At 60.1% G+C, this 23,395-nt stretch carries 18 protein-coding genes, 3 tRNA genes and 2 riboswitches; of the genes, 12 read left to right on the top strand and 9 right to left on the bottom strand.

The genetic code is table 11. The annotated features are described in order from the left end of the window. Nucleotides 1-254 precede the first annotated feature (254 nt). Complete coding sequence (locus tag HMPREF2999_RS02410; protein WP_070675368.1) at nt 255-1,379, top strand: zinc-dependent metalloprotease family protein; 1,125 nt, start codon at nt 255-257, stop codon at nt 1,377-1,379. 102 nt (nt 1,380-1,481) lie between these two features. Here the strand turns inward: HMPREF2999_RS02410 and HMPREF2999_RS02405 are convergent, their stop codons facing one another. Then, nucleotides 1,482-2,333 carry a transcriptional initiation protein Tat gene (locus HMPREF2999_RS02405; RefSeq protein ID WP_070675371.1) on the bottom strand — a complete coding sequence of 284 codons (852 nt, stop codon included), beginning with the start codon at nt 2,331-2,333 and terminating at the stop codon, nt 1,482-1,484. A gap of 233 nt (nt 2,334-2,566) precedes the next feature. Here HMPREF2999_RS02405 and HMPREF2999_RS02400 point away from each other — a divergent pair, with 233 nt between their 5' ends. After that, on the top strand, nt 2,567-3,652 hold the full coding sequence (locus HMPREF2999_RS02400) for a hypothetical protein (RefSeq protein ID WP_005507254.1): 1,086 nt from the start codon (nt 2,567-2,569) through the stop codon (nt 3,650-3,652). A gap of 153 nt (nt 3,653-3,805) precedes the next feature. Here HMPREF2999_RS02400 and HMPREF2999_RS02395 read toward each other — a convergent pair whose 3' ends face one another. The 4 genes from HMPREF2999_RS02395 to HMPREF2999_RS02380 form a co-directional block, all read right to left on the bottom strand. Then, a complete protein-coding gene (locus tag HMPREF2999_RS02395; RefSeq protein WP_070675395.1) occupies nt 3,806-5,929 on the bottom strand; it encodes an AMP-binding protein in 2,124 nt (707 codons plus the stop codon). Nucleotides 5,930-6,371: 442 nt separating this feature from the next. Next, complete coding sequence (locus HMPREF2999_RS02390) at nt 6,372-7,214, bottom strand: ABC transporter permease (RefSeq protein WP_049340216.1); 843 nt, start codon at nt 7,212-7,214, stop codon at nt 6,372-6,374. Continuing rightward, the gene (locus HMPREF2999_RS02385; RefSeq protein WP_070675398.1) at nt 7,214-8,278 is read right to left on the bottom strand and encodes an aliphatic sulfonate ABC transporter substrate-binding protein; all 1,065 of its coding nucleotides are present in this window, start codon (nt 8,276-8,278) and stop codon (nt 7,214-7,216) included. The genes HMPREF2999_RS02390 and HMPREF2999_RS02385 overlap by 1 nt, the downstream gene beginning before the upstream one ends. A 64-nt stretch (nt 8,279-8,342) precedes the next feature. Further along, nucleotides 8,343-9,179, bottom strand: a complete 837-nt coding sequence (locus HMPREF2999_RS02380; protein ID WP_070675401.1) for an ABC transporter ATP-binding protein — start codon at nt 9,177-9,179, stop codon at nt 8,343-8,345. A 4-nt stretch (nt 9,180-9,183) separates the two neighbouring features. Next, nucleotides 9,184-9,280: riboswitch (SAM riboswitch) on the bottom strand. Between the two features lie 175 nt (nt 9,281-9,455). After that, nucleotides 9,456-9,564: riboswitch (SAM riboswitch) on the top strand. Between the two features lie 114 nt (nt 9,565-9,678). On the opposite strand from HMPREF2999_RS02380, the gene HMPREF2999_RS02375 reads away from it, so the two are divergent. Both HMPREF2999_RS02375 and HMPREF2999_RS02370 read left to right on the top strand, forming a co-directional pair. Next, nucleotides 9,679-11,106, top strand: a complete 1,428-nt coding sequence (locus HMPREF2999_RS02375) for an LLM class flavin-dependent oxidoreductase (protein ID WP_070675403.1) — start codon at nt 9,679-9,681, stop codon at nt 11,104-11,106. 169 nt (nt 11,107-11,275) lie between these two features. Further along, entirely contained in the window at nt 11,276-11,704 is a 429-nt protein-coding gene (locus HMPREF2999_RS02370) for a YchJ family protein (protein WP_070675405.1), read from the top strand. Nucleotides 11,705-11,920: 216 nt separating this feature from the next. Here HMPREF2999_RS02370 and HMPREF2999_RS02365 read toward each other — a convergent pair whose 3' ends face one another. The 3 genes from HMPREF2999_RS02365 to HMPREF2999_RS02355 form a co-directional block, all read right to left on the bottom strand. Then, a complete protein-coding gene (locus HMPREF2999_RS02365; protein ID WP_070675408.1) occupies nt 11,921-12,604 on the bottom strand; it encodes a hypothetical protein in 684 nt (227 codons plus the stop codon). Nucleotides 12,605-12,744: 140 nt separating this feature from the next. Beyond that, the gene (locus HMPREF2999_RS02360) at nt 12,745-14,193 is read right to left on the bottom strand and encodes an NCS2 family permease (RefSeq protein ID WP_070675410.1); all 1,449 of its coding nucleotides are present in this window, start codon (nt 14,191-14,193) and stop codon (nt 12,745-12,747) included. A gap of 345 nt (nt 14,194-14,538) precedes the next feature. Continuing rightward, the gene (locus tag HMPREF2999_RS02355) at nt 14,539-16,005 is read right to left on the bottom strand and encodes an NCS2 family permease (protein ID WP_049327386.1); all 1,467 of its coding nucleotides are present in this window, start codon (nt 16,003-16,005) and stop codon (nt 14,539-14,541) included. A gap of 348 nt (nt 16,006-16,353) precedes the next feature. Between HMPREF2999_RS02355 and HMPREF2999_RS02350 the strand changes: the two genes are divergently transcribed. Next, nucleotides 16,354-16,728, top strand: coding sequence for a DUF2218 domain-containing protein (locus HMPREF2999_RS02350; protein WP_070675413.1), 375 nt, complete (start codon nt 16,354-16,356; stop codon nt 16,726-16,728). A gap of 313 nt (nt 16,729-17,041) precedes the next feature. Beyond that, nucleotides 17,042-18,445 (top strand): FAD-dependent oxidoreductase, encoded by a 1,404-nt coding sequence (locus tag HMPREF2999_RS02345; RefSeq protein WP_044150832.1) that lies wholly within the window; start codon nt 17,042-17,044, stop codon nt 18,443-18,445. Nucleotides 18,446-18,796: 351 nt separating this feature from the next. Here HMPREF2999_RS02345 and HMPREF2999_RS02340 read toward each other — a convergent pair whose 3' ends face one another. Next, nucleotides 18,797-19,378: a hypothetical protein gene (locus HMPREF2999_RS02340; RefSeq protein ID WP_005507238.1), complete on the bottom strand. Its 582-nt coding sequence runs from the start codon at nt 19,376-19,378 to the stop codon at nt 18,797-18,799. 1,041 nt (nt 19,379-20,419) lie between these two features. Between HMPREF2999_RS02340 and HMPREF2999_RS02335 the strand changes: the two genes are divergently transcribed. From HMPREF2999_RS02335 to HMPREF2999_RS02310, 6 genes are all read left to right on the top strand, one after another. Then, nucleotides 20,420-20,492, top strand: a tRNA-Glu gene (locus tag HMPREF2999_RS02335). A 68-nt stretch (nt 20,493-20,560) separates the two neighbouring features. Next, nucleotides 20,561-20,634 (top strand) — tRNA-Asp (locus HMPREF2999_RS02330). A 73-nt stretch (nt 20,635-20,707) separates the two neighbouring features. Then, a tRNA-Phe gene (locus HMPREF2999_RS02325) sits at nt 20,708-20,780 on the top strand. A gap of 189 nt (nt 20,781-20,969) precedes the next feature. Further along, the gene (locus tag HMPREF2999_RS02320) at nt 20,970-21,917 is read left to right on the top strand and encodes an ABC transporter ATP-binding protein (protein ID WP_070675415.1); all 948 of its coding nucleotides are present in this window, start codon (nt 20,970-20,972) and stop codon (nt 21,915-21,917) included. After that, on the top strand, nt 21,914-22,693 hold the full coding sequence (locus HMPREF2999_RS02315; RefSeq protein ID WP_070675417.1) for an ABC transporter permease: 780 nt from the start codon (nt 21,914-21,916) through the stop codon (nt 22,691-22,693). Before HMPREF2999_RS02320 ends, HMPREF2999_RS02315 begins: the two co-directional genes overlap by 4 nt. A 3-nt stretch (nt 22,694-22,696) precedes the next feature. Continuing rightward, a complete protein-coding gene (locus HMPREF2999_RS02310; RefSeq protein WP_070675419.1) occupies nt 22,697-23,395 on the top strand; it encodes an ABC transporter permease in 699 nt (232 codons plus the stop codon).

Here is a 23,395-nt window from a genome sequence, read left to right as displayed (position 1 = left end):
GCGGGTCACCGTCGAACAGAAGAGAACCAAGAACGGCTCTTTTGCCTCCATCGGAGGGTTCGGCAGTGACCCGCTGTCTTTTAAATGCCGCGCTCACTCGCGGCACGCCGACTGCATATCGGCGGCAGCGACACACATGACCACCGCACCGCGTGGCTTGGCTACCATTTGATACTTCTACTCACCAGAGATGCACTGTACGCAACGTCAGATGGAGCAATCTAACGCGCGGTCAAGACACGAAGAGAGATCCCATGTCTTTTCTGACCTCAACTCGCGTAGTGCGTACCGCGCTCGCTTCGGCGGCACTGCTTGTGCTCAGCTCGGTTGCTGCCCCCGCAGCGCAGGCGTACAACCCCGATATTGACGGCGACGGCATCCCCAACACCTGGGAAATGAAGGGCTACGACGCCGACGGCGACGGCAAAATCGACGTGGACTACCCCGGCATGGGTGCCAACCCGCTGAAAAAGGACATCTTCGTGGAGATGGACTACATGCCCGGCCTGCTCGCTTCCGAAGAAGAGCTCGACCGCATCACCGAATCCTTCGCGCAGCTTCCCGTGCGCAACCCGAACGGCACCACCGGCATCAACATTCACCTGGACGCAGGTAGCGCCCGTAGCGCCAAGTACAACCTCGGCGGCGGCAACGAAGTGGCGCACGAACAGCTCGACAACACCATGACCAAGTGGGCCGAAATCCGCTCCAAGAACATGGACCCCAACCGTGAAAGCGTCTTCCACTACATGATCTGGGGTGACGCCTACGACGAGTACGGTTCCTCCGGTCTGGGCTACGTGGGCGGCCGCGGCTTCGTGGTGACCGTCGGCCCGCGCTTCTGGGGCAAGTCCGCAACCTCCGACGTGCGCGTGGGCACCTTCATCCACGAGCTGGGCCACAACCTCGGTCTGGGTCACGGCGGCACCGATGACGTGAACGACAAGCCGAACTACCTGAGCGTCATGAACTACATGTACCAGATTTATGGTGTGCGCCGCGCCAGCGGTGAGCTGAAGTTCAGCTACTCGACCCGCGCCTACAAGACCCTGGACGAGAACAAGCTGGACGAACGTGCCGGCTTTGGCCGTAACGCCTACGGCTGGCTGTACTTCCGTAAGCCTGCCTGGGAGGGTATCGACTTCAACGGCAACGGCAAGATTGATGACGAGCCGGTGTCGGTTGACCTGAACGGTGACGGTCAGCTGACCGAACTGACCGCCCCGAACGATATGGCGACCTTGAAGCTGCAGGCTGAGGGTACCGAGGCGCAGGGCGGCGTGTACCGTTCCGAGAAGCACCTTTCGGCTGAGATTGACCACAATGAAATGACCGCTGACCTGGCTCGCTCCAAGGGCATGGTCCCCGCGAAGGACTAGCCTCTAGCGGCTGTCGGCGGTAACCGATACGCTGAGCCTTAAACAGGGCGAGGGGCCCGGCATCCATAACGGATTCCGGGCCCCTCGCTGATGTTCGGTACTTTAGCGGCTGATGGTTGCCGAAGCGCGCAAACCAGCCAGGTCCTGGAAGGTGTACTCGCCACCCTCGGTCAGCTGCATTGCGACGTTACCGCTGGTGATCTGAGCGGTGGTGGTCAGAGTGTAGCTGGAGGTCACCTCGGTGAAGTACACCGGAACCAGCGAAGCCAGAACCTGCGCGTAGCTCACGCCGTCCTTCGCGGTGGCTTCCAGGTAGTCGGAGGTGCGGATGTCCAGTACGCCGGTCCAGACGTTGTCTTCGATGACCGGCTCGTAGAACTTCGCAATGTATGCGATGCCGTTGAACGCCGCCACGGCGGGGTTGTTGGTCTTTGCGCCGCCCGCACTCTTGGCGAGTGCCGGGATCTCAACGTCGTTCTCGGTGTCCCACAGCAGCGGGTCGGTGACGTCCTCGGCGGTGGGGAAGGTGAATTCGAAGGTCACCTGCAGGTGCGCCTGAGGGTACAGCCAGGAGCTACCCTGGAACTCGCCCTTGGAGTTAACGGGTGCAGAAATCCACAGACCCGCGCCACCGTACAGGCCAGCACCCACGCTACCGCCGGGGGTGAAAGTGCCGCCGCCGCGGCTCTGCGGGGTGGTGGAGGTTGCGGTGATGTTCGGTACCTGCACGGTGTAGGAATCCAGGCCGTAGCGGGTATCAAAGTCGTTGGCGGGGTTCGAGTTGAACGCCTGAGTGAAGACACCGAACCTCATGGTCGGGGTCTCCTGCGCATCGGTGGACGCCGCGTAGGCGGGTACCGCCGCTGCGGTTGCGATGACGGGGGTGCTCCATGCGGCACCCTTGATGAGTGCGCGGCGGTTCAGGCCATTAGTGGTGTTCGAGGAAGAAGTCATGGGATCTCTCTTGTCATTAAGAATGTGGTGATGCATGTGATTTGAATTACTGATACTCTAATGTAATTCAGCTCATCTTCAAAATTATCTCAACTTTTACCTCAATGTATGAACATTACGGCACCCAGCTCACCTAGCGCGTGAAACGGGAGCATCATGGAAACCGTGGAGAACGCCCTCCCGGAAAACTCCACAGAAACACCACCGGTCACCACACACTTAAGGAACACAACATGGCATTTATGAAGAGTGCACGCGTCACGCTTGCCTCCCTTGCAGTGCTCTGCCTGGGCACTATCGCAGCCCCCGCGGCAAACGCCTACAGCCCCGACATCGACGGCGACGGCATCCCCAACACCTGGGAGATGAAGGGCTACGACGCCGACGGCGACGGCAAAATCGACGTCGACTTCCCCGCAATGGGTGCAAACCCCAAGCACAAGGACATCTTCGTAGAGATGGACTACATGGCAGGCCTGCTGCCCAGCGAAGACGAACTGGACCGCATCACCAAGATTTACGCCGACCTGCCCATGCGCAACCCCGACGGCACCACCGGTGTGAACATCCACCTGGACGCCGGTAGCGCCCGCAGCGCCAAGTACAACCTCGGCGGCGGCAACGAAATCAGCTACCAGGCACTCGACAGCGAATTCAAGGCGCTCCACCGAATCAAGGCGACCGAAGGTAAGTTCAACCCCGCCCGCGAAGGCACCTTCCACTACATGATCTGGGGCGACTACTACGACAACAGCTACTCCTCCGGTATCGCTAACTTCGGCGGTCGTAACTTTATGGTCACCGTCGGCCCGCACTTCTGGGGCAAGGCAAGCAGCAACATCCGCGTGGCAGTGTTCGTGCACGAGCTCGGCCACAACCTCGCACTGAGCCACGGCGGCTGGGACGAAATCAACTACAAGCCCAACTACTACAGCGTCATGAACTACCAGTACACCCTCACCGGCGTGCCCATGGCTGACGGTAGCCGCTACTTCGGCTACTCCACCGCCGAGTACCGCATGCTCAACGAGGCGAAGCTGTACGAGGCGCGCGGCTTCGGCCCCCGCGCGGCTGGCTTCCTGTACAAGGGCAAGCCCGCCAACCAGCCGATTGACTTCAACGGCAACGGCAAGATCGACACCGAGCCGGTGTCCGTGGACCTGAACGGTGACGGCATGATCACGAACCTGGGTGCGGCAAGCGATGTGAAGATGATCCGCTTCCAGGCGACCGAGCACCCCGAGAAGGACAAGGGCCCCGAGCACATTGAGCCGAGCGGCATTACCGCTGAACACGCTCGTTCGCTGGGTCTGATTTAAGCGGCGCAACGCCGATAAAGAGCCTTGTTGGCTCTATAAAACAGTAAAGGTGCGGATACCGAATCATCATTCGGTATCCGCACCTTTACTCTATGTAGCTTTTAGCTCAGCGCAGCTTTCAGCTCAGCCTAGCGTTCAGGCCAGCAACAGCGCTTAGACAGCCTCGCTCACGCGGCCAGTATCCACCAGCACCTGCGCAATGTGGCCCAGCGCCTCCTCATTCTGCAGCGAAGAAACATCGCCCAAAGAACGGCCCTGGTACAGCTCACCGAGCAGACGGCGAGTAATCTTACCCGAACGGGTCTTCGGGATATCGGCAACCGCCACAACGTCCTTCGGCTTAGCAATCGGGCCAATGTGCTCACGCACGTGCGCGGTCAGCGCCGCCTTCAGCTCATCCTCAGTCAGGTCCCTACCCTCATCGGTGAGCGTCACGTAGGCGACCGCCTGGTGACCGGTCAGCTCATCCTCCACGGGGCAGACACCAGCCTCAACCACAGCCGGGTGAGTCACCAGAGCCGACTCAATCTCAATCGTGGACAGACGGTGACCCGAAATGTTAATCACGTCATCAATACGGCCGAGGATGTACACGTTACCCTCTTCGTCTTCCTTCGCGCCGTCGCCAGCGAGGAACCAGCCGCGCTCGCCGTAGTGACGCCAGTAGGAATCCAGGTAACGCTGCGGGTTCTGCCACACGGTACGAGCCATCGAGGGACCAATCTTATCGACCACGATGAAGCCCTGCTTGCCGGGTTCGACCGGGTCGCCGTGCTCATCCACCACGCGGGTGGATACGCCGGGAACGGCGCGGGTAGCGCAACCGGGCAGGGGAGTGCAGTGCGGGGTACCCTCCGGGTAGGTGCCCTCGGGTGCGAACGCCGGGTCGTGCGGGCGCGGGGAGCACACGGTCGAACCGGTCTCCGACTGCCACCAGGTGTCGATGAACGCCGCGGTGCCGCCGCCCACGTGCTGACGCAGCCAACGCCACGCCTCCGGGTTAATGGATTCACCCACAGAACCGAGCAGACGCACGGTCGAGAAGTCGTACTTGCCGGGCTCCGGACCGTTCGGGAACGCACCCATGAGCGAACGAATCAGGGTCGGCGCGGTGTAGTAGTTGGTCACGCCGTAGCGTTCGATAACCTCAAAGTGGCGACCGAAGTGCGGGGTGTTCGGGGTACCCTCGTAAATCACCTCGGAAACACCGTTAACCAGCGGGCCGTAAATTTCGTAGGTGTGCGCGGTCACCCAGGCGAGGTCGGCGGTGCACCAGTGAACGGTGGACTCAACCTTCTCCGGGTCGTTGACCGCGGACAGCTCGTCCGGGCGCAGCACACCGTTCTCGTCCACGTAATCCGGCAGCAGATCGTACAGCAGCGCGTGAGTGTACGCGGTCTGCACCAGGTATCCAGCCATGGTGTGCACCAGACCCTTGGGCTTACCGGTCGTGCCGGAGGTGTAAATAATGAACAGCGGATCCTCGGCGTCGTGCAGTTCGTAGGCGTGGGTGTCCGGCTGGTCGTCCACCAGGTCGTGGTACCAGACGTCGCGGCCCTCAGTCCACGGCACAGCGGCGTGCGCTACCGGGTCGGAGGCGCTGGTGCGGTCCACCACGATGACGTGTTCGATGTTGTTCTTACCGGAGCATGCTTCGTCGGCGTTCACCTTCACGGGAACGACCTTGCCGCGGCGGTTCTGGCCGTCGGTGGTGATGAGGACCTTCGCGCCGGTGTCTTCCACACGGAACTTCAGCGCCTCAGCGGAGAAACCACCGAACACGAGGGAGTGGATCGCGCCAATACGCGCGCAGGCGAGGGTGAAAATAATGGTTTCGGGGATGACGGGCAGGTAGATGACCACACGGTCACCCTTGCGCACGCCCAGGGACAGCAGGCCGTTTGCTGCTTTCGCGATGCGGCGCTGCAGTTCTGCGTAGGTGATGGCTTCGCGGTCGCCGGGTTCACCTTCAAAGTAGAGGGCTACCTTGTCGCCGCGGCCCGCCTCCACGTGGCGGTCTACGCAGTTGTAGGCGACGTTCAGCTTGCCGCCCTCGAACCACTTAATTTCGGGGATGCTGAACTGTTCGATGCCGTCCTCGTCGAAGCCGAGGGACTTCGGCTTCTCGAAGCGGTGCGCGGTGTGCCAGGGCTCAGCCCAGGTGAGGCGCTGCGCCTGCTTCTCCCAGAACGCGACGCGTGCCTCGTCAGATTCGAGGGCGGGGTTCGGGGTGGGGTTCAGCGGGTCGGTGAACGAGTAGGGGGTGGGCAGTCCCATTATTCTCCCATCGGTTGCTGGCATTAGCACCCTTGCTCGCCGTGCCGCTGTCTGTGTGACCGTGGGGTCTGTGTGTGCGTTGGCGAGGGGGTTGCTGCGACGTCACGGAGCCAGGTCTCTCGGTCGCTCTGGATGGTTTGCCTTCTTAGTAAAGCGCGCTCCGGGCCAGGAAGCAAAGGAGCCCGTCATATTCGGCATGCTGTGTGTCGGTTCGTAATATTCCGAAATATTTAAAGACCCCGCCCCGCGCTCACTGCTGTGGGGCGCGGGGCGGGGCACATCATCATCATTCAGTAGGCGACAGGTTTCCCCGCCGACTTCTTTCTCCGGCGCGTAGCGATGATTTGCTCACTGTCGGGAGCAACCACGCGGCGGACATCTCTCCTAAAACTCAGCGCGTGCTGAGTGTTGCGTTTAGCTGTGGTGCTAATTGCTGGTGGCGTTAGTTGCTGGGGTACTTCGCCTTCACCCAGCGCTCGAAAACACCCACCAGGGCGTCGGTAATCTTACCGAGCACCGCCAGCGCCACAATAGCCAGCAGCAGGCGGTCGGTGCGGCCGTTGTTCTGCGAGTCGGTCAGCAGGTAACCCAGGCCCATGGACGCACCCAGCAGCTCGGCGGCGACCAGGAACAGCCACGCCTGAGCCAGCGCCAGACGCAGACCCGAAACGACCGACGGCAGAACCGCGGGAAGCTGAACCGTGGTGAACAGGCGCAGACCCTTCAGACCGAAGGCGCGTGCCGCCTCCACAAGCTTGGGGTCAACGTGCGCCAGAGCCGCAGAAACCGTGGTGTATACCGGGAAGAACGCACCAATAGCAACCAGGGTCACCTTGGAATTCTCGCCGATACCGATCCACAGCAGAAGCAGCGGAACCCACGCCAGGGATGGCACGGCACGCAGCGCACCAATGGTCGGTGCGGCAATCAGACGCACCGGCGCAGACAGGCCAATCAGCGCACCCAGCACCAGGCCGAGCACGGCACCAATACCGAAACCAATCAGCACACGCTGAGTAGAAATCGCCACGTGGCGGCCCAGTTCGCCGCGCTGTGCCAGTTCAACACCGGCGCTGACCACACGGTCGGGGGAGGGCAGCTGAACCTGGGTGAACACGCCGTTCGTGCTCAGAATGTACCAGAGGGCAATCAGCGCCAGGGGAAGAATCAGGCCCAGGTACTGCTTACCGGCGAACGGGTTCGAGGGCAGCTTCACGGAAGAGACACGCTTCTCGGCACGCTCAGCGCGAGCGCTGGATGCGGCGGTAACCGTTGCGGCGGTCATTACTTCTCAACCACCTTTGCGATCTTCTCGACGGCTGCGCTGTCAGCCTTCTTTGCGAACTGATCGTCCACAATGCTGTTCAGTGCCTTGTCCACGTCGGACTGGGAGGGAACGTCGCCGGACTCGACCAGAATCGGGCCGACACCCTTGAGAACCTCAACCTGCTTAGCGCCCGGAACCGGGTCGATATCCAGGTGGGTGCGCTCCATGACGACCTGGGCGGTCTCGTGCTTAATGCCGGACTCCTCCTCGACAATCTTCACAGCCTCTTCGGGGTTCTTCTTAGCCCAGGCGCGAGCGTACTCGTACACGTCCACGATGGTCTGTGCGGCGGTCGGGTTGGACTGAATGAACTTCTCGGTCGCGTTCAGGAATCCGTAGGTGTTGAAGTTCAGGTTGCGGTAGAAGAGCACGTCGCCGCTTTCCACCTCGGCGGCAGCCATGATCGGGTCCAGGCCGCTCCACGCGTTGACCTGACCGTTATCCAGGGCGGTGCGGCCGTCGGCGTGCTGCAGGTTCTGAATGGTCAGATCCGATGCGGAAATGCCCTCCTGCTTGAGTGCCTGCAACAGCAGGAAGTACGGGTCGGTACCCTTGGTCACGGCAACGGTCTTACCCTTCAGGTCCGCGACCTTGGTGATACCCGAATCCTTGCGGGTCACCAGAGCCGACCACTCCGGCTGCGAGTACAGGCTGATGACCTTGATGGGGGAGCCGTTAGCGCGTGCCAGCAGCGCCGCCGAACCGGCGGTCGAGCCGACATCAATGTTGCCGCTACGCAGCGCCTCATTCGCCTTGTTAGAGCCAGCCGACTTGACCCACTCAACCTTCTTACCCTCGGCGGCAAGGGCGGTCTCAAGCCAACCCTTCTTGCGGATAATCAGGGACAGCGGGTTGTAGGTCGCGTAGTCGATGGTCACGGTGTTCTTGTCGCCACCACCGGCAGCACCGGAGGCGCTAGCGGAACCGGAACCTTCACCGGCGCAAGCGCTGAGCAGAGTAGCAAAAGCGGCGGCTGCGGCAAGGGACTTGAGGGCGGTACGGCGAGACGGGGAGTAAGTCATGATGAAATCTTTTCGCTTCTGAAGATGATGATGTGATGTGTAAGAAATGCGTTTCGTGGCGGCTTTAGGCGTTATCTTCCACGCCGAGCTCAGCCAGCAGTTCGCTGCGCAGCGCCGTGATCTCTGCATCGGCGCGGTCACGCGGGTGAGAACGGTCAACGGTCACAATGCGCTGGATGGTGGCGGGCGCCTCCGGGGTGTCCTTACCGAGGACAATCACCCGGTCAGAGAGGTACAGCGCCTCTTCCACATCGTGGGTGACCAGCAGAATCGTGGTCGGGTCTTGACGGTGCACGTCCAACAGCAAATCCTGCATGTTGATGCGGGTCAGCGCGTCCAGAGCACCGAAGGGCTCGTCGAGCAGCAGCACGCCGGGGTTGCGTGCGAGCGCTCGCGCCAGGGACACGCGCTGAGCCATACCGCCTGAAATTTCCTTGGGACGGTGGGTTGCGTATTCGCCCAGGCCGACCAGGTCGAGCAGGCGCGCTACGGATGCTGTGCCTTCAGATTTTTTGGTGCCCTGCGGCAGTCCGAGCGCCACGTTGTCGGCGACGGTGCGCCAGGGGAGCAGACGCGGTTCCTGAAAGCCGATAGCTACGCGGGGGTCGAGGCCGGTCACTGCCTTCTCGCCGATACGTACGGTACCTGCGGTGATGCGGTTCAGGCCTGCTGCTGCACGCAGGAGGGTGGATTTGCCGCATCCGGAGGATCCGATGACGGAGATAATCTCGCCGGGGGCTGCGGTGAAGGAGACTCCGCGAAGAACTTCGTGGGTTCCGCCGGGCACGGGGAAAGACTGTCCGACGCCTTCAAAGCTCAAGGGGACGGCGGCGGTGGATACGGCACGGCGGCCGTTCTTTTCACTGGTGGGTACGTCAGTTACTGCACTGTTGAGTGTCATGTCACTTCCATCGTTCCTGGCGTTAGCACCGGGGGCGGAAGAATCCGTGCCGGTTGCTGCGACGTCGTGGAGCCAGGTCTCTCAGTCGCTCTGGATGGTTTGCTTCTCCCACCCTATGGGCTGTGGCGTGCCTCAATCAACCCGGCGGGCGCGTATGAATTTCTATGACCGTATATTTCGCATTTATCACGAAATATTTCGGTTCCACGTCACAAAAAGATTTTTTCGTCACAAACGTGACCTCCCTCCCGCGCGCCCCGTACACTCAAACCACGAGATCATGAGTCCCGGCGCTAAGCTCTGGCTGGCCGGGCGGCAACCCTCTCCCGTAGCGGGGTGCCCCAGATGATGATCTGGCCTCAATGAAAAGAGGCAAGTACGGCGCGAACGCGCCACCTGCACGAAGGCCACCACCGAACGCAGAAGGCAAGAAGGAGGCGGCGCGCGGGGTGCAGGGCACTAACCCGATCGTCCCCGATCATTCGCGAAAGGAAAATCGATGGCTGAGCAGAAGAAGCGCATCGTAGTTAACGCATTCGAAATGACCTGCATTGGTCACCAGAGCTTCGACCTCTGGCGTCACCCGCGCTCCCGCGCAACCGAGTACAACACCATCAAGTACTGGACTGACCTGGCTAAGACTCTTGAGCGCGGCCTGTTTGACGCCGTGTTCATCGCTGACGTTGTTGGTATCTACGACGTGTACAAGAACTCTGCCGCTCCCGCCATTGAGGGTGCCGCTCAGGTTCCCGTGAATGACCCCGCAACCCAGATTTCTGCAATGGCTGCAGTGACCGAGCACCTCGGCTTCGGCGTGACTGCTGCCGCTACTTTCGAGCAGCCCTACACCCTGGCTCGCCGCTACGCCTCCCTCGACCACCTCACCGAGGGCCGCGTCGGCTTCAACGTGGTGACTTCTTACCTGCCGTCGGCTGCTGAGAACCAGGGCCTGCCCACCCAGATTCCGCACGATGAGCGCTACGATATCGCTGACGAGTTCCTGGACGTCTGCTACAAGCTGTGGGAAGGCTCCTGGGAAGACGGCGCAGTCATCAAGGACCGCGAGCGCGGCGTCTACGCTGACCCCTCCAAGGTCCACCCGATTGGTCACAAGGGTAAGTACTTCTCCGTGCCCGGCATCTCCCTGACCGAGCCGAGCCCGCAGCGCACCCCCGTGATTTTCCAGGCTGGCGCATCCAGCCGCGGTCAGAAGTTCTCCGGTAAGCACGCTGAGGCTGTGTTCATCAGCGCCCTGCGCCCGGACCTGACCCGCGTTGTGACCGACCGTATTCGCACCGCTGCCGAGGAGCAGGGCCGTAGCCGCGACGACGTCAAGATCCTCGCAATGCTCTCCGTCATCGTGGATGAGACCGAAGAGAAGGCAAAGGCAAAGTACGAGGAGTACAAGAAGTACATCAACCTCGACTCTGCACAGGCTATCATCGGCGGCTGGTCCGGTGTTGACCTGTCCCAGTTCGACGAGGACGAGGTCCTGAACTACGTGCAGACCGAGTCGATTCAGTCCTTCCTGACCCCCTTCACCCTGCAGGCGAAGGACAAGAAGTGGACCCGCAAGGCCATCGCTGAGCACACCACCCTTGGCGGCATGGGCGATGTCATTGTTGGTGACCCGGTTCAGGTTGCTGACGAGCTGGAGCGTTGGATCGACGAGGGTGGCCTGGACGGCATCAACCTGGCATACCACGTCTCCCCGGGCTCCTTCGAGGACTTCATTGAGTACGTTGTTCCCGAGCTGCAGAAGCGCGGCCGCTACCGCACCGAGTACGAGGGCAACACCCTGCGTGAGAACATCTTCGGTAAGGGCCACACCAAGGTTGCTGACTCCCACCCGGCGGCTAAGTACCGCGGCGCATACGTGGGCAAGCCTTCCGCGGCTGACACCCCGGCTCGCGCAATCGCTGAATAAGCGTTGCCGCTGATGCGTACCGTGTAGGTTCGCTCAAACTTAACGATTGAAAACAAGAACGCCCGTTCTGCTGGAGGATTTGTATCCCCGGCAGAGCGGGCGTTTCTTTGCGCTGTGCTTTCTTGATGCGGCACTTTCTTGACGTGGCGCGTTCTTTATACTGGGTGGCATGACTGAACTAAACCATGATGACCGCTGCCCCTGCTCGAGCGGCGAGGTGTACGGCGCCTGCTGCGGCAGGTTCCTGGGCGAGTTTGCCGCCTCCGGCACGTTGACTGCTCCCGCGCCGGAGCAGCTGATGTGCTCGCGTTTTACCGCGTTTGCGACAGGGGATGCGGCGTACTTGCTGGCGAGCTGGCATCCGAGTACTCGCCCGGCGACGCTGGAGTTGGAGGATGATATCCGCTGGTATCGCCTGGATATTCTGGGTGCTTCGGGTGGCCCGTTTGATGCATCCGGTACGGTGGAGTTCGTTGCGTATTACCGTTCGGTGCCGGGTATTCCTGCGGAGGAGCGGGTGAAGGGTAGCATGCATGAGCTGTCGCGCTTTGAGAAGGTGGGCGGCGCCTGGTTCTATGTGGATGGAGACGTCCGCTAAATCTCGTCACTTTCCCTGCCTCTCGTACATGCTGAGTGCGGGCATAGAAGAAATGGCAGAATCATTCCGAAACCGGAACGATTCTGCCATTCCTTGTTTTAGTTAGCTTCTGTCTTTTAGAAGATTTTCAAAGTTAGCCTGAGATATCAGCCAGACCAAGCCAAGAGGCACGCTCTGCCCCAATAGCAGGAATCAAAATAGGGGATGCGGTCATGACTAAGAGGCTTTCTTCAAAACAGAATCTTGAAGAATGCGCTCTGCCTCAGCGGAGCTTCTCGGATCCCCCAAATCTAGAAGATCTACCGCCACATGCAAGGGCAGAATATGGGGCGGCTCATCGCATTCACGCAAGATAATGTTCGCCGAATCTACAGACGCCGGAAGCAGGTTGTACAGAAAAATGATGTTCTCTAAATCCTGGCTTGAAACATATGCATCAACCATTGAGCCGTACACCTGAGAAATATCGCTACTAATGCCGGTAAGCGACAATGCAGGGTCTTCCAAAATTGCAGGAATTTCAGCGGGAGGAGCCTGCAGATGATGCACTTTCAGACCGCGGCGGGCTCGGTATCGCTCAACAGACGCAGGTCCTTGCACCTGAATTGCTGAGGCGCGTTCTTTTGCCCTGCGGCGTTCCTCAACCGATAGGACAGATGACTGACCATCGCAGTAACGCGCCAAAGCGTTGAATGCATCGAAGGAAATAGGACGGCCAGCATTACTGCGGTGCGCAGCGGGAAGAGCGTCGACAACCCAGCGGCTTCCCAATTTACGACCTTGGAGCATCCCACGTTCTAAGCGGGCGCGCACGCTTCGCTCTGAAACCTTAGCTTCTTGAGCATACTCTTGAACGGACATCATGGCAGAATCATACCGGAAACGGAATGATTCTGCCATGATTTTCTCGCACCTGGGAGCGATAAGGAACATGTAAGAGCGAACCAGATACGCCAAAGGCAGGCCCTTCGGCAGCTTGAAAACTTACATTTTCAACTGCATCAGGAACCTGCCTTCAGCAAATATGTAGACTGTCGGACTTAGTGGGTCCAGCCGTTAATGATGCCCATGCCGAAGTAGATGACGAACACGGCGGAGACCAGGTACATCAGCCAGTGCACGTCCTTACCACGGCCCTGCACCAGGCGAATGAAAGTGTACGCCACGAAGCCGGCACCAATACCGTTCGCAATCGAGTACGACAGCGGCATGAAAATAATGGTCAGGAACGCCGGAATACCCAGACCCCAGTCGGTCCAGTCAATATTCACGGCCTGGCGAATCATCAGGAAGCCGACCACGACCAGCGCCGGAGCAACCGCCTCGAAAGGAACGATGGTGACCAGCGGCGAAATGAAAATCGCCAGCAGGAACAGCACACCGGTCACAATGTTCGCAAAGCCGGTGCGTGCACCCGCACCAATACCGGTAGCGGACTCAACGAAAATCTGGTTCGCGGAACCGGATGCGCCACCACCAACAACGGAACCGAAAGCGTCCACGAGCAGGACCTTGTCGATGTCCTCAACCTTGCCGTCCTTCATGGTGCCAGCCTCGGCGGCAAGACCCACCGAAACGCCCATCGCGTCGAAGAACACGGACAGCAGAATGGTGAACACCAGCAGCGAAGCAGCCAGCGGACCGATGTGGGTGAATGCGCCGAACAGGTCAGCGGAACCGATGAGGGAGAAGTTCGGGGTGGTGAACTTCATGTCCGCCAGGGAAGGCACGTTCAGGGACCAACCGGTTGCCGCCTCCTTCACGGAACCGGAGGGGACAAGCGCCTCCAGAATCAGGGACAGTGCGGTGGAGGCGAGCACGCCCCACAGGATCGCCCCCTTCACGTTACGGATGAACAGGGCGATGGTGAAGAACAAGCCGAAGAGGAAGACGAGGGTGGGCCAGCCGAGCAGGTGACCGCCCGCGCCGAGGCTCACCGGAACGGTGGTGCCAGCTGCGTCAGGCATGCGGCGGATAATGCCGGAGTCGACCAGACCGATAAAGGAAATGAAGAAGCCGATACCAACCACAATCGCGGTCTTGAGCGACTCGGGGACCGCCTCAAACACCGCGGTACGGAAGCCGGTGAGCACCAGAACGGTCATAATCAGACCGGCAAGAACGACCAGGCCCATGATGTCTGCCCAGGTCAGGTTCGGGGTGGTGGCAATGGTGGAGGCGAGCAGCGCGTTCACGCCCAGGCCAGCCGCCATGGCGAAGGGCTGCTTGGCGATAACACCCATGAGGATGGTCATCACGCCGGCAACCAGTGCGGTCACAGCTGCGACGGGTGCGATACCGAGGGTGCGTTCGGATGCGTCCTTGCCGAGGCCGATGACGAGAGGGTTCAGCACCACGATGTAGCTCATGGCGAAGAATGCGGCGAGGCCACCGCGGAATTCTGCGGCGATGGAGGAGCCGCGTTCGGAAATCTTGAAGTAGCGGTCAAGTGCGCTGGTGGGCGCTGCCGCCTTCTGGGGTTCAGACATGTGAGGATCCGTTGATGTTGTTCGGTGTGTACTGTTGCGCCGCCGGTTTCGCGGGTGAAGCTCGCGGGTAAATTTCACGGGCTAGGCTCGCGGGTAAGTCCCGGGTTGGGCGCCACAATGGTTCAACTATTGTAGGCGCCGCCGCTTAGCTTGTGCCGTTGAAACGCGTTGTGTGCGGCGGTTCAGTCGGTGATGTGGTGTTTCCCCGACCCCTGCAACCAGAATTGGGTAGCTGGGGTAGAGGGAAGAATAGCGCAGGGCGGGGTACCGGCACCCCAAAGGTGCCGATACCCCGCCCTGATGGTGCCAGCGCCTCCACATGGGAGGGTGGGGCACCCGATGTATTTAGTGCATCCAGCCGGTAATCAGGCCGTTAGCGAAGAAGATGAGGAACACTGCGGAAACCACGTACATGAGCCAGTGAACTTCCTTGCCGCGACCCTGCACCAAGCGGATGAAGACGTAGGACAGGAAGCCTGCGCCGATACCGTCCGCGATGGAGTATGCCAGCGGCATGAAGATGATGGTCATGAACGCGGGGATACCCAGACCCCAGTCGTTCCAGTCGATGTTCACTGCCTGGCGGATCATCAGGAAGCCAACGAACACCATTGCGGGTGCAACAGCTTCGAAGGGCACGATGGTGACCAGCGGGGACAGGAAGATTGCGACGAGGAACAGTGCGCCGGTGACGACGTTCGCGAAGCCGGTGCGTGCGCCCGCGCCGATACCGGTTGCGGACTCCACGAAGATCTGGCTTGCGGAGGAGGAGGTACCACCGCCGGCTACGGAGCCGAGGGCGTCCACGAGCAGGACCTTGTCGACGTTCTCGATCTGGCCGTCCTTGATGGTGCCTGCTTCGGTTGCGAGACCGACGGAGGTGCCCATTGCGTCGAAGAACGCGGAGATGAGGATGGTGAAGATCAGCAGAACAGCTGCCATGCCGCCGAGGGTGCCGAAGGCAGCGAACAGGTCAGCGGAGCCGAACAGGGAGAAGTTGGGCAGCTTGCTGGTGTTGGAGTCCCAGACGGGGACGTTCAGGGACCAGCCGGTGGGGGACTTAACCGAGCTGCCGGAGGGCACGACCTTCTCCAGGATGATGGAGAGGGCGGTGGAGGCGAGCACGCCGTAGAGGATTGCACCCTTCACGTTGCGGATGAACAGCGCAATGGTGAGGAACAGGCCGAAGAGGAAGACCAGGGTGGGCCAGCCGAGCAGGTGGCCGCTCACGCCGAAGGAGACGGGCACGGTGGTGCCTGCTGCGTCAGGCATGCGGCGGATGATACCTGCGTTGACGAGGCCGATGAAGGCAATGAAGAAGCCGATACCGACGACGATTGCGACCTTGAGCGATTCGGGGACCGCGTTGAACACTGCGGTGCGGAAGCCGGTCAGCACGAGGATGGTCATCAGCACACCAGCCCATACGACGAGGCCCATGATGGCGGGCCAGGTCAGTCCGGGGGTGGAGGCGATGGTGGTTGCCAGCAGCGCGTTCACGCCGAGGCCTGCCGCCATGGCGAAGGGCTGCTTGGCGACGACGCCCATGAGGATGGTCATGACGCCTGCGACCAGTGCGGTCATTGCTGCGACCTGCGGTACACCGAGGGCGTTGCCGGATGCGTCCTTGCCGAGGCCGATGATGAGGGGGTTCAGCACGACGATGTAGCTCATCGCGAAGAAGGTGGCGAGGCCGCCGCGGAATTCTGCGGCGATGGTGGAGCCTCGCTCAGTGATCTTGAAGTAACGGTCCAGTGCGCCCTTGGCTTCTGCCTTGGGGCTCTGGGGAGCCGCGGTGTTCTCAGAAGACATTCGTGAAAATCCGTAGATACTCATAGTCGGGGCGTGACTCGGGGTTCCGAGCCCGCATAAAAATAGTGTCACTTCCCGGTGTGTTGGGGAGGTGACACTGTTGTTACCGAAATATTCTACGGTTAAAGTTTCTCTAAGCGTTAATCCAGGAAATTCCCAGCTTTCGTTCAGAGATTTCTTGTGGGAGGCGTAATAGCGGTAACTATCTCTCGCCTCTGCGCGAACAACGATAGTTTGTTAGGTTAGTAGACCCTAAGTTACTGCTATATTCGAGGTGAAACAATGCGTCGCCGGATGCCAGGTTCTGTGTGGTGAGCCTTTTTCGGCATGAATAAGAAGGAGTCCGCCGTGACTGAAACCCCGCAGGAAAACACCGCCATTCCCGCCGAAAGCTACCCCGCCGCAGAATCCCTGCCGGTACGCCAGCGCGCCATCGTAGCAACCGACCGCCCCGCCCGATACATCAAGCAGCTCGGCTCGCACATGGGCCGCAAGCTCGGCACCGCAGAACTGCCCGACGGACTGCGCCTCACCTTCAACCGCGACGGTATTTTCCGCGGCTACGGTGACCTGCGCGAAGCCGAGGGCGCCCTCATTATGGAGGTGCGCGCCGAAAGCGACGAGTTGGCTGCTGGTCTGGCGGATGTGCTGGACCGCCACCTGGTCCGCTTCGGTGAACGCGAGGAACTGGTCGTGACCTTTGAGGCGGTACCCGCCTCCTAGCAACCGACCCCTTAGTCTTCGTTACCCTGCCCCGCCCTCCTGTACCTCGGAGGGCGGGGCAGTTCTATGCCCGCTGGTGTGGAAGCACCCAGGGGGGATGCGCCGCCCTGCCCGGATTAGGTGACCCCTCCTGAATTAAGCGACCCCCGCCCGGATTAGGTGACAGAAAATTGTCCTATTTAGTGGGCGAAGACATATAAGCCCCCGAACACCCGTCAATCCCCGGTAAAATAGGCAAGAAGTGAACACTAAGCTCACCGCCTGTTCGCGCCGCACCGGGCGCCGGACGGTGAACTTCGAAAGGAAGATTTTCGTGTCTGAAGCAGCACGCCCCCTGCGCGTCGCCGTTATTGGTGCAGGTCCCGCCGGTATTTACACCGCCGACATCCTCACCAAGTCTGAAGAGGTCCGCACCGGCGCCGTCGAGGTCGCCATCGACATCTTCGATCGCTACCCCGCCCCCTTCGGCCTGATCCGCTACGGTGTGGCACCGGATCACCCCCGCATCAAGGGCATCATCACCGCGCTGCACAAGGTCCTGGACCGCGGCGACATCCGTTTCTTCGGCAACGTCGAATACGGCAAGGACCTGACCCTCGCAGACCTGCGCGAACACTACGACGCCATCATCTTCGCAACCGGCGCGATTTTTGATGCACCCCTGAACATTAAGGGCATCGATCTGGACGGCTCCTACGGCGCAGCAGACTTCGTCTCCTGGTACGACGGCCACCCCGACTACCCCCGCACCTGGCCGCTCGAAGCTGAGCAGGTTGCAGTGCTCGGTAACGGCAACGTTGCCCTGGACGTCTCCCGAATTCTCTCCAAGCACGCTGACGACCTGCTCGTCACCGAAATCCCCGACAACGTCTACGAGGGTCTGAAGGCTTCCCCCGTGACCGACGTGCACGTCTTCGGTCGCCGCGGCCCCGCACAGATGAAGTTCACCCCGCTCGAGCTGCGCGAACTCGCACACTCCCGCGATGTGGACATCGTCCTGTACGAAGAGGACTTCCAGTTCGACGCTGCTTCTGAGGAAGCAATGGAGAAGAACGCGCAGACCAAGGTCATGATGAAGACCCTGCGCGGCTGGCTGGAAGACCAGAAGACCAACGAGCAGACCGCATCCCGCCGCCTGCACCTGCACTTCCTGCAGTCCCCGCACGAGATCCTCGGCGAAGACGGCAAGGTCGTGGGCCTGCGCATGGAACGCAACAAGCTCGACGGCAACGGCGGCATCATCGGCACCGGCGAGTACGTGGACTACCCCGTACAGGCTGTCTACCGCGCAATCGGCTACTTCGGTTCCGAACTGCCCGAAATCGGTTACGATGACAAGCGCGGCGTCATCACCAACGTTGAGGGTCGCGTCGTGGACGAGAACGGCGAGGTCGTTCCCGGCCTGTACGCATCCGGTTGGATCAAGCGCGGCCCCGTCGGCCTGATCGGCTCCACCAAGTCTGACGCGCTCGAAACCATCACCCACCTGCTCGAGGACCGCGAGAACCTCTACACCGCACCCGAGCCGGAGGCAGAGGCATTCAGTGCCTACCTGGACTCCAAGGGCATCAAGTACACCACCTGGGAAGGCTGGCACCGCCTGGACGACCACGAGAAGGCACTGGGCGCCGCATCCAAGGATGCAGCCGGTGAGCCTCGCGCCCGCGTGAAGGTTGTGGACCGCGACGAGATGGTCAACATCTCCCGCGGCGAGTAATCCTTACGTTGAGTACGTAGAGCATAGAAATCGACCCCGTACCGTGAACCGGTGCGGGGTCGATTTTTGTCTATATATAAGGAAGCGGGGGAGTAGGGGGCTCTCGGAAAGTGCTCGCCCGAAAGAGCTATCGAAAGAGCGGTTAAAGAAACCCACCCCGCACCATGAGGTCATGCGGGGTGGGCTGGGTAGGTGCCGAAGACACTCGAGGACATACCCTCCGGCTACCCGGACGCGCAGCGAGCCCATGCAGTGACTCCACGTGCGGCGCATCCCTTAACGGGGTCTAGAAAGCTAAAGAAACACCAAGATTAGCTCTCTAAACAAGCGCATAGCCGTACGGTGTGTAGACTATGCACACTTTTTGAGGACGTCTTCAATGCCCAAAATGGCCTTGAGTACGGTTTCAGTTTCAGTACCCAGCTTCTTGCGGGCTTCACCAGAAATGACGGCCTTCACGATGTTCTTGAAGGTCTTCCACTGCTTGAAGGCGTTAACGAGTGCCTTAATAAGCTTGTAAATGGCGATGCCCAGCTGAATGACAAACTTTGCAATACTGACAACGCAGGCAATAACACCAACGGGGGAGAGCGCTGCGTGGGCGCGTCCATCAGACTTACGAACAGCGGCCTTAGCGCTTGCAATCTGACGGCCTGCGTCAGTGCCCTGGACGGTGGTCAGGTTGCCCAGTGCGCTCTCAATGCCGCTATTAACGCGGTTGGAGGATCCAGGCTTCGCATACTTCAAACGGGCAGGTACCTGCTCTAGGCGGCGCAGAATCAGCTTGAGCTGCTGGTCGGCAGTCATTGCCTTCTGCGGGTGCGCCATCTGCTGTGCCTGCGCTGCGGGTGCAGCTGCACAACCGAGAGCGATGGTTGCGGTGCCTACGCCGAGTGCACGGAATGCCGTGCGGCGATTCATCGTTGCGGACACTGGATCCCCCTTTGGATCTCTATGCGGTTTATCGGTGCTGTAATGTGCGGTGACTTTACGTCTGGGGCTCCGGAAGTGGCCCCGTGCAAGGTCCGGAAGTGACCTCACGCCCTCTATAGTACGGTGCTCAAAGAGGGGGCTTCAAGCTATTTCAGGGGGTATTTTCAGCTGGTTTTCATCTCTCCTTGTCAATCGCTAGAGGTTTATCAAATCTTTATATTTCTGCGTCGTCATAATTGCGTAGATATCTGCACTGAGAGAAAAATAAGCGCCTGACAAGCCGGTTTATTGTATTCCCAAGAGTGAATATTTGCATCTACGTGCATTCTGGCCTGTAGTTGCTTTGCGCGGCAGATTTTTGTGGGTCGCTTGAAGGTTGAGGCGAGTCTTGCTGAAGGGAGACGCCACCAGATTCACCGAAGATGCACCACGGAATCCATTGCAGGATCCGCCGCAGGATTCACTGCAGAATTCGCCGTGCACTCTCTTGCGGTTTTGTGGCTCGGCTTGTGCTTGCTTGTGCACCTTATGCTTGTGCCCCTTATATAGGGGCAGATACAGGGGCGCCAGATAGTACTGAAATTTTTAGAGATATTGTGGGGCTTTTAGGGCTGCCGTGAGCTGAGTGAGGGAGCGTAAAACAGATTTTCGGAACTCTGCTGAAAGGCCATTCAAAGGTCTTTGACTCTCTTCGGAGCATTTCCGGAACAAAATTTTGAAAGATTCTGAAGAAAATTTGTAGAAATCAGAGTAGAAAATAGGGCTTCCTCGAGGCCTCCGCGGGTTCCCAAAAGCAGCTAAAACCCCTCCAAAAGCCCCTGATGTGGGGTGTTGTGAAGAAATTTTAAAATTTTTTGAAGTTTTCCTGAATCCTCATTGACAAGCTTAAACACATATGTGCCAGGCTATAAATGGTCGAAAATGGGGGTCAAAATCGGGCAGAATCGAACAAAACGGTTTGCGCGCCTCCGCAAACCTGTCATAGACTAGTGGAGGTTCGAACGACGGGATGAAGAAAACGGAACCTGTTCGATCGACTAGGCCCCCATCGTCTAGCGGCCTAGGACGCCGCCCTTTCACGGCGGTAGCACGGGTTCAAATCCCGTTGGGGGTACTTGCAAATCTCACGATTTGCAAAGCCAAGTTAGATGATATAGAATTTACTTCTGTTGATTCCAACAAGGCCCCGTAGCGCAGTTGGTTAGCGCGCCGCCCTGTCACGGCGGAGGTCGCGGGTTCAAGTCCCGTCGGGGTCGCTCTGGCCGCGTAAGTTCAGATGATTATTCATCCGAAGACGCGGTCATTGCGTATCTAAAAGTAAATACGCAAGGCTCTGTAGCTCAGTTGGTAGAGCGTACGACTGAAAATCGTAAGGTCACCGGATCGACGCCGGTCGGAGCCACGAAATCCGCCTCCAGGCTTCTACAGTGGGGCGGGTTTTGTTTTTAAAAAACTTTGCGGTTCCAGATATTGCAAAACCGTCGAAAAGGCGGCATCTTGGGAATAAAACCCTGAGATGCCGCCTTTTTGTATATAGATTGTATACAGAGTCACCTGCCCTATAGCCACTGCAGAAAGCACCAACGCACCCATGACTGCCCAAAATTCAGCCGCACAAAATTCAACTCACCAACGCCTGGAGGACTCACCCCAGATTCCGTGGGCAAAAAATGCTGCTGTCGATAGTGCTCAGGCGGGCGGAATCCGCTTCGAGAACATCACCAAAAGCTACCCGAGCCGAACCGGTGAACCCACCACGGTACTGCAGAACCTGAATCTGCACATTCCCGCCGGTCAGATTACCGTGTTCGTCGGCCCCTCCGGATGCGGTAAAACCACTAGTCTACGCATGATTAACCGCATGGTTGAACCCAATAGTGGCACCATCACCATTGACGGCGTGAACGTGCACGAGAAGAACCCCTACGAGCTGCGCCGCGGCATTGGCTACGTGATGCAGCAGGGCGGGCTCATGCCGCACCGTACCGTCGCGCAGAATATTGCCACCGTGCCGCGTCTGCTCGGTGCCTCCCGCAAGGAGGCGCAAGCTCGCGCCCTCGAACTGCTCGACGTGGTCGGTCTGGATTCTTCGTACGCCAAGCGCTACCCCTCCCAGCTTTCGGGCGGTCAGGTGCAGCGCGTTGGTGTGGCACGTGCTCTCGCCGCCGATGCGCCCGTCCTGCTGATGGACGAGCCGTTCTCCGCAGTGGATCCGGTAGTGCGCACCGACCTGCAGAAAGAGCTGCTGCGCCTACAGGGGGAACTCGCCAAGACGATTGTGTTCGTCACCCACGACATTGATGAGGCGCTTCTGCTCGGCGATACAATCGCCGTCTTCGCGGAGGGCGGCCGCCTCGCACAGTTCGGTACTCCAGAAGAGATTCTCTACAGCCCCGCCGATGATTTTGTGCGCTCCTTCGTGAGCCGCTCCGTTGCCGGTCTGCTGGATGAGCAGACGGTGCGCCAGGCGCGCGCACGCCGACTTGCCGCCTCCCGAAAAGCGCAGAACGGTGCGGTAGAAGGCGAGAAAAGCGAATGAGTCTTCTAGAAAATATTGTGCTCGCGGCACCACCTCTCGCCGCGCAGCCCCTAGTGGTATCACCCCTCGCCGCAAGCGACATGCACTGGGAATGGGTAGCCACCAATAGTCAGCGCATCCTAGAGCTGACCCTCAGCCACCTCTACCAGGGCGTCGTACCCGTCGCGATTGGCGCTCTCGTCGCGCTGCCGGTCGCCTACTACGCGAGCCGTCGCCGTGACCGCGGTTCCGAACGCCGCATCGGTGCACGAACCCTCATGCAGCTCTCCTCGCTGCTCTACACCATCCCCTCCATCGCACTGTTCGTGCTGATGCCGCTCATTCTGGGAACCTCCATTATTTCCCCGCTGAACGTGCTCGTCGCCCTGAGCGTCTACTCCTTCTCGCTCATGGTGCGCTCCGGTGTGGATGCCTTCGACTCCGTACCCGATAGCGTGCACGAATCTGCACGCGCCCTCGGATACACGCCCCGACAGGCGCTGATGGAGCTCTACCTGCCCCTTGCTACACCCGTCATTATGTCGGGAATCCGTGTGGCAACCGTGGCAAATATTGCGATGGTGTCCGTGGGTGCCCTCATCGGTGTGCCCTCGCTCGGTACGCTTTTCACCGATGGACTCGCGCGCAATATCCCTTCGGAGATCCTGGCTGGCGTAATCCTTAGCCTGCTGCTGGCACTGGTCCTCGACCTGCTCCTTATCCTTCTGACGAGGGCACTTACGCCCTGGCAGGCGGCTACGGTTACGAACCGCCACAGCCCCGAAAGGAAGGCATAACCCGTGAACGTCATAGAACGAACCTTCGCCTACCTCATGGACGGCTCCAATTGGCAGGGAAGCGGCGGAATCCTCGTGCGTCTGCTCGAACACCTGAGCGTCACCGCCCTCGCCACCGCCTGCGCGGCACTCATCGTCGTGCCCCTCGGCCTCTGGGCTGGGCACCACCGCCCGGGTTACGGCACCAACCGCGGCCGTAGCAACCTGCTCATGAGCGCCGTAGCCGCCACCCGCGCGCTACCCGCGCTCGGTCTGCTCACCATCCTGGCGCTCTGGCTGGGCGTCTCAACCCTGCCCGCCCTCATCGTGCTCATTATTATTGCGGCGGCACCCCTGCTCGCCGGAGTTCTTGAAGGCCTCGCCGCTGTACCCGAAGACCTCGTGGACGCAGCCCGCGCCCAAGGCCTCACCGAATGGCAGATTCTGACCCGCCTCGAAATCCCGCTCGCCGCCAACATGATGCTCGGCGGGCTCCGCTCCGCACTCGTGCAGGTCATCGCAACCGCGACCATCGTCGCCTACCTGAGCGGCGGAACCCTCGGCAGGTACCTCTTCGACGGGCTCGCCGTGCGCGACTACCCGCGCATGCTCGTCGCAACCCTGCTCGTGGCGCTTCTCGCCTTCGCCGTGGATGCGCTCATGGGCCTTGTGCAGCGTGCGCTCACCCCCGCGGGGCTCACCATCAACCGGAAGAAGGCATGA

The organism is Rothia sp. HMSC066H02, assembly GCF_001814995.1.
GTDB lineage: Bacteria > Actinomycetota > Actinomycetes > Actinomycetales > Micrococcaceae > Rothia > Rothia mucilaginosa.
Note: the sequence above shows the minus strand (reverse complement) of the source record. Positions and strands in the feature narration are given on the sequence as shown.